This window comes from Streptomyces capoamus (assembly GCF_014654935.1).
GTDB classification, from domain to species: Bacteria; Actinomycetota; Actinomycetes; order Streptomycetales; family Streptomycetaceae; genus Streptomyces; species Streptomyces capoamus.
Genome location: NZ_BNBF01000021.1, coordinates 163044 through 170421 on the forward strand (window position 1 = coordinate 163044; position 7378 = coordinate 170421).

The following is a 7378-nucleotide window of genomic DNA, read 5'->3' on the forward strand; positions in this document are numbered from 1 at the left end:
GCCCTCGATCTTGCTGCCGACGACGGTGGAGACGTTGTCGCCGGTCGACACGAACTGGGTCTTGGCGCCGGTCTTCTCGCTGAACGCGTCCAGCACCTTCTGGAAGTTCTTCTGCTCGCTGCCGGACCAGACACCGGCCACGGTGACGGTCTGGCCGCTCAGGGCCTTGTCGCCGCCGCCGGCGGAGACGTCGCCGCCGCCGCAGGCGGTGGCGCCCAGGGCGAGCGCGAGGGCGGTGCAGCCGGTGAGCAGGGTCGTACGTCGTCGCATCATCGTTGATGTCCCTTCGAGAGGCTGTGGATCACAGGTCGTTCAGCCACCAGGCCGCGGTGGCGCCGGGCAGGACGCCGGGCGGGCAGGGGCCGCTGGACAGCAGGGGGGTGCCGGGGACCGGCGCGGGCGTGGGGGCGGTACCGAAGTTGACGGCGCAGACCAGGCCGTCGCCGCGGACGAAGGCGAGGACGCCGGGCGGGGTGTCCAGCCAGTCCAGCGGGCCTTCGCCCAGTTGGGGCAGGGTCTTGCGCAGGTGCAGGCCCTCCCGGTACAGGTGCCAGAAGGAGCGGGTGTCGGCGAGGGCGCGGTCGGTGGCGTACTCGGCGAAGTACTCGGGCTGCGGCAGCCAGGGCTTGGCACCCTCGGTGCCGGAGGTGAAGCCGAACGGGGAGGCCTGCCCGGACCAGGGCAGCGGGACCCGGCAGCCGTCGCGGATCCGGGCGCGGCTGCCGGTGCGCCGGAAGATCGGGTCGGTGAGCACGTCGTCGGGCAGGTCGACGACCTCGGGCAGACCCAGTTCCTCGCCCTGGTAGATGTACGCGGCTCCGGGCAGCGCCAGCATCAGCAGGGCGGCGGCGCGGGCGCGGGTGGTGCCCAGTCCGCTGCCCTCGGGGGTGGGTTCGCCGTAGCGGGTGACGGTGCGGACCTGGTCGTGGTTGTTGAGCACCCAGGTGACCGTGGAGCCGGTGCCGGCGATGTCCTGCATGGCCTCGGAGATGACCTTGCGGAAGGCGTCGGCGTCCCAGGCGGCGCCGAGCAGGTCGAAGAAGAAGGCCTGGTGGAGTTCGTCGGGGCGGACGTACAGGGCGTGTTCGCGGGCGGTGGGGACGGAGACCTCGCCGACGAGCAGGCGCTCGCGGCCGTCTTGGGCGCCGTACTCCTCGCAGATCGCGCGCCAGCGGCGCCACACCTCGTGCACCTCGGGCTGGTTCCAGGCGAGCGGGTTGACCGAGTCGCGGGTGCGGGCGTCGGCCTCCGGGTCGTCGGAGTCGGGCAGGTCCGGGTGCTTGAACAGGCCGGCGGCGACGTCGATGCGGAAGCCGTCCACGCCCCGGTCGAGCCAGAACCGCAGGACGCGGTCGAACTCGTCGGCGATCTCGGGGTTGCGCCAGTTCCAGTCGGGCTGCTCGGGCGTGAACATGTGCAGGTACCACTGGCCGTCGGCGACGCGGGTCCAGGCCGGGCCGCCGAACATGGCGTGCCAGTTGTTGGGCGGCTCGCTGCCGCCGGGTCCGCGGCCGTCGGCGAAGTGGAAGCGGGCGCGGGCCGGGCTGCCGGGGGCGCTGTCGAGGGCCTCGCGGAACCAGGGGTGCTCGCTGGAGCAGTGGTTGGGGACGATGTCGAGCAGCACCTTGATGCCGAGCCGCCGGGCCGCCGCCATCAGCAGGTCGAACTCGCCGAGGTCGCCGAAGACCGGGTCGACGTCGCGGTAGTCGGCGACGTCGTAGCCGTGGTCGTGCTGCGGCGAGGGGTAGAACGGGCTGAGCCAGATCCCGTCGACGCCGAGCTTCTTCAGGTACGGCAGCCCGGCCCGGACGCCCGCGAGGTCGCCGATGCCGTCGCCGGTGCTGTCCAGGAAGCTGCGGACGTACACCTGGTAGATCACGGCGTCCCGCCACCAATGATGCCTGTTCAACCCTGTGGAACCTGTCTCTGAGTGGGGCTGTTATGCATGCATGTTAGGTAGCGGCCGAGCGCAGGTGTCAACGAAGTGAACAGAAGATACTGGTGAGTTGGGCTGGCAAACCCCGGCAAATCACCCCAATACGACGACAGTCGTGATGGTGGCGTTACTTAACAAGTAACTAGCGTCGGGCGATGGCGTCGAGTTCGTGCGCCAGCCGGCGCACGGCCTGCCCGGGCGTCTGGCGCCCGGTGAGCGCGTCCTGCACGACCGCCTGCACGGCGAGGCTCACCTGGTCGTAGCGCGGGCTCTTGGGGCGCGGCTTGGCGGTGAGCACGGCGGTGCGCAGGGTCGGCAGGTAGGGGAACCGCTCGACGAGCCCGGGGTCCTCGTAGAGGCCGGCGCGGACGGGCGGCAGCGCGCCCCGGGTGAGCACCTGGCGCTGTACCGGTGCGCTGGTGAGGTAGGCGATCAGGCGCGCGGCGGAGTCCGGGTGCCGGGCGTGGGAGTTGACCGCGAGGTTGGAGCCGCCGAGCACACTGGTGCCCGGGCCGTGGGGGCCGGGCAGCGGTACGGCGCCGATCCGGCCGGCCACCTTCGAGCCCCGTTCCGAGGCGACGGCGTAGGCGTAGGGCCAGTTGCGCAGGAAGAGCACCCTGCCCTCCTGGAAGGCCCGCTTGGACTCCTCCTCCTTGTACGTCAGCGCCCGCTTCGGGATCCAGCCCTCGCGCAGGCCGCGGGCGAGGAAGCCGATGCCCTCGCGGGCGGCGGCCGAGTCGACGGTGACCCGGGTGCCCTCGCCGCCGAGGATGGTGCCGCCCGCCGAGTACACCGCCTCGGCCGCGTTCACCGTGAGGCCCTCGTAGGGCAGGAACTGCCCCGCGTAACCGTCCAGCCCGTACTTCGGGGCGATGGTCCGCGCATCACGCTCCAGCTCGGCCCAGGTGTGCGGCGGGGACACGCCCTCCTTGGCGAGTATGTCCTTGCGATACAGCAGGAGTCCGGCATTCGTGACGTACGGGACCGCGTACAGGCGGCCCTCGTACGTAGCGGTGTCCACCACCGGCCGCAGGAAGCTGTCCAGCGGGAAGCGGTCGCGGGGCAGCGGGCGGATCCAGCCGGCCGCCGCGAACTCCGAGGTCCAGTCGACGTCGATGTTCAGCACGTCGAACCGGCCCCGGTCGCCGCCGCGCAGGTCCGTCGTCATCTGCGCGTGCGTCTCGTCGGCCGAGTCCGGCAGCTCGACCAGAGTGACCTTCTCGCCGGGATGCGTGCGGTTCCAGCCCTGGAGCAGCGGGCCGAGATAACCGGTGAGATCACCGGCCGTGGCCAGGGTGAGCGGGCCGCGCCCGCCGCCGGCGGCCTCGTCGGCACGGGCGCCGGACGCCACGTACCCGGCCAGGATCACCACGAGAACCAGAAGGCCCCTACCGGCGGCGCGTATCCACCGCATAGGTTCCTCCCTGTACACCGGCACCACGGGCACCCTTGCCCACCCTCGTCCGAGGACCGAGGCCATGTATACCCGTTAGGTATGCGCGATACTAGGGCCTGGAGCACATGGAGCAGACAGGAGGACAGCACGAGTGCGCCTGCCCCTCCTGGCACTCCTCGCGCGCGGCCCCGCCCACGGCTACGAGCTGAAGCAGGACCTTGAGCAACTGCTGGGCGCCGCGTACCCTCAGCCGAACGTCGGCCAGATCTACGTCACCCTCGGCCGTCTGGAGAAATCCGGGCTGATCGCGGGCGAGGACGTCGAGCAGTCGAGCCGGCCCAACAAGAAGGTCTACCACCTCACCGAGGCCGGGCGTGAGGCGCTGCACGTCTGGTTCGAGGAGACCGAGGACGAGCCGCGGGTGCGGGACGAGTTCTTCATGAAGCTCGCCCTGGCCCCGCAGACCGGTCTCGCCGACCAGATCGCCCTCATCAACCGGCAGCGGCGCCAGTACCTCAACACCATGCGCGACCTGTCGAAACTGGCCGCCGCCGAGAACCGGGACAACCGAATCGCCCAGCTGCTGATCGAGGGCGCGATGCTGCACCTGCAGGCCGACCTCGACTGGCTGGAGCGGTGCCAGGAGGAACTGGAATGAGCGAGCACCCCGCTGAGGTGCTGCGCGCCGAGGGTCTGGTGAAGACCCACCACGGCGAGGGCGCGCCCGCGCACGCCGTGCGCGGGGTGGACCTGAGCGTGGCCCGCGGCGAGTTCGTGGCGATCACCGGCCCGTCCGGAGCCGGCAAGTCCACGCTGCTGCACCTGCTCGGCGGGCTGCAGCGGCCGGACGCGGGCAGCGTCTGGCTGGACGGCCGGTGCACGGACTCCTTCAGCGAGGCCCGCTGGGCGGTGGAGCGCCGCAAGGCCATCGGGATCGTCTTCCAGTTCTTCAACCTGGTGTCGAACCTGTCCGTCGCCGACAACGTCGAACTGCCCGCGCTGCTGGCCGGCGTCCCGCCGAAGAAGGCCCGCGCCGAGCGGGAGGCGCTGCTGGCCGAGCTGGGCCTGGAGGGCAAGGAGCGCAGCATGCCGGGCGAGCTGTCCGGCGGCGAACAGCAGCGGGTCGCGCTCGCCCGGGCGCTGGTCAACCACCCGCCGCTGCTGCTCGCCGACGAACCGGCCGGCAGCCTGGACAGCAAGGGCACCCGCGAGGTGATGCGGCTGCTGTCCCGCTTCCACGCACGCGGCCAGAGCATCGTCCTGGTCACCCACGACGCCCGGCTGGCCAGCGCCGCGGACCGGGTGATCAGCTTCTTCGACGGCCGCATCGCCGACGACGCCACCCTGGACGCGACGCCGTCGCCCCGGCGGGGCGGTATCTCCGGCGTGCTGGAGCTGAGGGACTGACCGTGCCGGACCTGAGGGATGTGCGTGCCGCCTGGCGCTGGGCGCACTCCGACCTGCGGACACACCGCGGCGAGGCGCTGTTCCTGGTGCTGGCCACCGCCGGGATCGTGGCCTCCCTGCTGCTCGCCACCGCCCTGTTCGGCTACGCCACCAACCCCTGGCAGCGGACCTTCGCCGAAGCGCGCGGGGCCCATGTGTGGCTGCACACCGCGCCGTCCGCCGACGCCCGGAAACTGGCCCGGCTCGACGGCGTCACCTCCGTCGCCGGCCCCTACCGCAGCGAGCCCGCCACCGTCGCCGCGCGCGGCACCCGCGCCTCGGTGGAGCTGCGCGGCACCCCGCGCCCGCCCGCCGTCGGCCGGCCCCTGCTCACCGCCGGACGCTGGCTGGACCCGGGCGCGCCGGACGGAGTGGTGCTGGAGAGCAGCCTCGCCCGCGCCCTGCTGGCCGAGCCCGGCGACACCCTGACCCTGCCCGGCACGGCCCGCACCCTCACCGTCGAGGGCGTCGCGGACAGCGCCGAGCCCCCGTACCGTCCCGGGGAGCAGCCGGGCCTGGTGTGGGCGCTGCCGTCCGCGGTGCGCGCCCCGGCCGCCCAGGTCATCGGGCTGCGGCTGGACGATCCCGCCGACACCGACTACGCCGTCCAGCGCGCCGTCACCGTGCTGGGCGCCGGCGCGGTCGGCGAGGTCTCCACCTGGCAGCAGGCCCGCGCCGAGGCCCAGGACACGGGCCGGCTGCTCGGCCAGGTACTCGGACTGTTCGGCCTGGGCGCCCTGGCCGCCGCCGGATTCGCGGTGCACGGCGCGATCGCCACCCGCATCCGCGGACACCTGCGCGACCTGTCGGTGCTGAAGGCGATCGGCTTCACGCCCGGCCAGGTCGTACGGATCTTCCTGCTCCAGCACCTGGCGTACGCCCTGCTCGGCGCCGTGGCGGCGGCGGCCCTCACCGAGGGGCTGGGCAGCCGCCTCCCGGGACGGCTCGGGGACGCGGTCCGGGTGTGGCAGGGGCTGCCCGGGCACAGTCTGGCGCTGTGCGCGGTGCCGGCGGGCGCGGTGCTGTTCATCGGCCTGACCACCGGGCTCGCGGCCTGGCGTGCGGGCCGGGTGCCGCCGGTGCCGGTGCCGCGCCCGGCCGCGCCGAAGGGCGGGGGGCTGACCGGGCCGGCCCGGCGGGCGCTCGGCCTGCGGCTGCCGGCCGCGCTGGTCCTCGGCTGCCACCAGGCCTTCGCCGGGCGCGGCCGGTCCCTGGCCACCGTGGCCCGGCTGACCCTGCCGCTGGTGCTGATCGTGGTGGCGCTCAGCGCCTGGACCACGCTGGACCGCTTCCACGGCAGCCCCGAACGGGTGGGGCTGCCGACGACGCTCACGGTCCGCTCGGACGGCGCCCTGGACGCATCCGGTGTCCGGGCCGTGCTCGCGCGCGACGCCCGGGTCCGCGCCGCCTACCCCGGCGTCGAGCTGGCCGCGCTGGTCCCCGGCCAGACCGGCACCATCGCGCTGCGCGGTGTCGGCACCCGCGCCGAGCCCTACCCCTACGCCCTCGCCGAGGGCCGCGCCGCACGCGGACCGGACGAGGCCGTGGCCGGGCAGGGCCTGCTCGACCTGCTGCACGCCCGGGTCGGCGACTGGGTGCGGATGACGGTGGGCGACCGGCCGCAGATCCTGCACATCGTGGGCCGCACGCTGGAACCACGCAACGCCGGCCGGGTCGTGACCACCTCCCTGGACACCCTGCGCGAGAACGACCCCGCGCTGGCCCCCGCCTTCTACGAGCTGCGGCTGCGCCCCGGCGCCGACCCGCACGGGGTGGCCGCCGAGCTCGCCTCGGCCGGCCGAGGCCACCTGGACGTGCATCCCGTGACGAACCCCGCCGACGGGCTGTCCCCGCTGCGCGGTGTCGTCGCCGGACTGATCGCGGTGCTGGCCCTCATCGGGCTGGTGGAGCTGCTCACCGCGATCGGCGGCAGCGTCCGCGAGGGCGAGCGGGACGTGCTGGCGCTCCGGGCGATCGGCATGTCCCCCCGCCAGATCACCGCGATCACGGTGACCGCGACGAGCTGTACGGCCCTGACAGCGGTCGTCGCCGGTACCGCGCTGGGGCTGCCGCTGGCCCGCCGGCTGATCGACGCCCAGGGCGGCTCCAGCGGTATCGGCGCCGGAATCGCCCAGTCCCCCTCGCCGGGCCTGCTGCTCCTGCTGGGCACGTCCGCCGTCCTGGGCGCGGCGGGCCTGGCCACGCTGCCGGCGGCCCGCTCGGCCCGCCGCCGCCTCACGGACACATTGAGCGCGGTGGGCTGAGCGGGGGCCTGAAGCGGACCGGACCGGCCGGGCGCGGCGGCCGGTTCAGCTCCGGCCGCGCAGCCGGCGGTACGTGGCGACCAGCGCTGTGGTCGACGCGTCCAGACCAGGGACCTCGGCGCCCTCGGTGAGCGCGGGTTCGACGCGCTTGGCGAGGACCTTGCCCAGCTCCACGCCCCACTGGTCGAAGGAGTCGATGTTCCACACCGCGCCCTGCACGAACACCTTGTGCTCGTAGAGGGCGATCAGCTGGCCGAGCACGGACGGGGTCAGCTGCCGGGCGAGGATCGTGGTCGTCGGCCGGTTGCCCTGGAACGTCTTGTGCGCGACCAGCTC

General features: G+C 73.6%; 6 protein-coding genes and 1 pseudogene. 3 read left to right on the top strand and 4 right to left on the bottom strand.

What is annotated here, in order from left to right:
* The 3 genes and pseudogenes from IE312_RS42275 to IE312_RS28915 all read right to left on the bottom strand — a co-directional run.
* Positions 1–273: pseudogene (locus IE312_RS42275) on the bottom strand (carbohydrate ABC transporter substrate-binding protein); the annotation flags it as partial.
* A gap of 28 nt (positions 274–301) precedes the next feature.
* The gene (locus IE312_RS28910; protein WP_189985237.1) at positions 302–1909 is read right to left on the bottom strand and encodes a glycoside hydrolase family 13 protein; all 1608 of its coding nucleotides are present in this window, start codon (positions 1907–1909) and stop codon (positions 302–304) included.
* 169 nt (positions 1910–2078) lie between these two features.
* A complete protein-coding gene (locus IE312_RS28915; RefSeq protein WP_189985238.1) occupies positions 2079–3350 on the bottom strand; it encodes an ABC transporter substrate-binding protein in 1272 nt (423 codons plus the stop codon).
* A 133-nt stretch (positions 3351–3483) separates the two neighbouring features.
* On the opposite strand from IE312_RS28915, the gene IE312_RS28920 reads away from it, so the two are divergent.
* From IE312_RS28920 to IE312_RS28930, 3 genes are read left to right on the top strand one after another with little or no spacing between them, the layout of a single operon-like run.
* Positions 3484–3990: a PadR family transcriptional regulator gene (locus IE312_RS28920; RefSeq protein ID WP_189985239.1), complete on the top strand. Its 507-nt coding sequence runs from the start codon at positions 3484–3486 to the stop codon at positions 3988–3990.
* Positions 3987–4739 (top strand): ABC transporter ATP-binding protein, encoded by a 753-nt coding sequence (locus tag IE312_RS28925; protein WP_189985240.1) that lies wholly within the window; start codon positions 3987–3989, stop codon positions 4737–4739. The genes IE312_RS28920 and IE312_RS28925 overlap by 4 nt, the downstream gene beginning before the upstream one ends.
* 20 nt (positions 4740–4759) lie before the next feature.
* Positions 4760–7042 carry an FtsX-like permease family protein gene (locus IE312_RS28930; protein ID WP_189985247.1) on the top strand — a complete coding sequence of 761 codons (2283 nt, stop codon included), beginning with the start codon at positions 4760–4762 and terminating at the stop codon, positions 7040–7042.
* 45 nt (positions 7043–7087) lie between these two features.
* Here the strand turns inward: IE312_RS28930 and IE312_RS28935 are convergent.
* Positions 7088–7378: phosphoglucose isomerase-related protein (locus tag IE312_RS28935; protein ID WP_502266997.1), on the bottom strand; the 291-nt coding region annotated here is incomplete at its 5' end.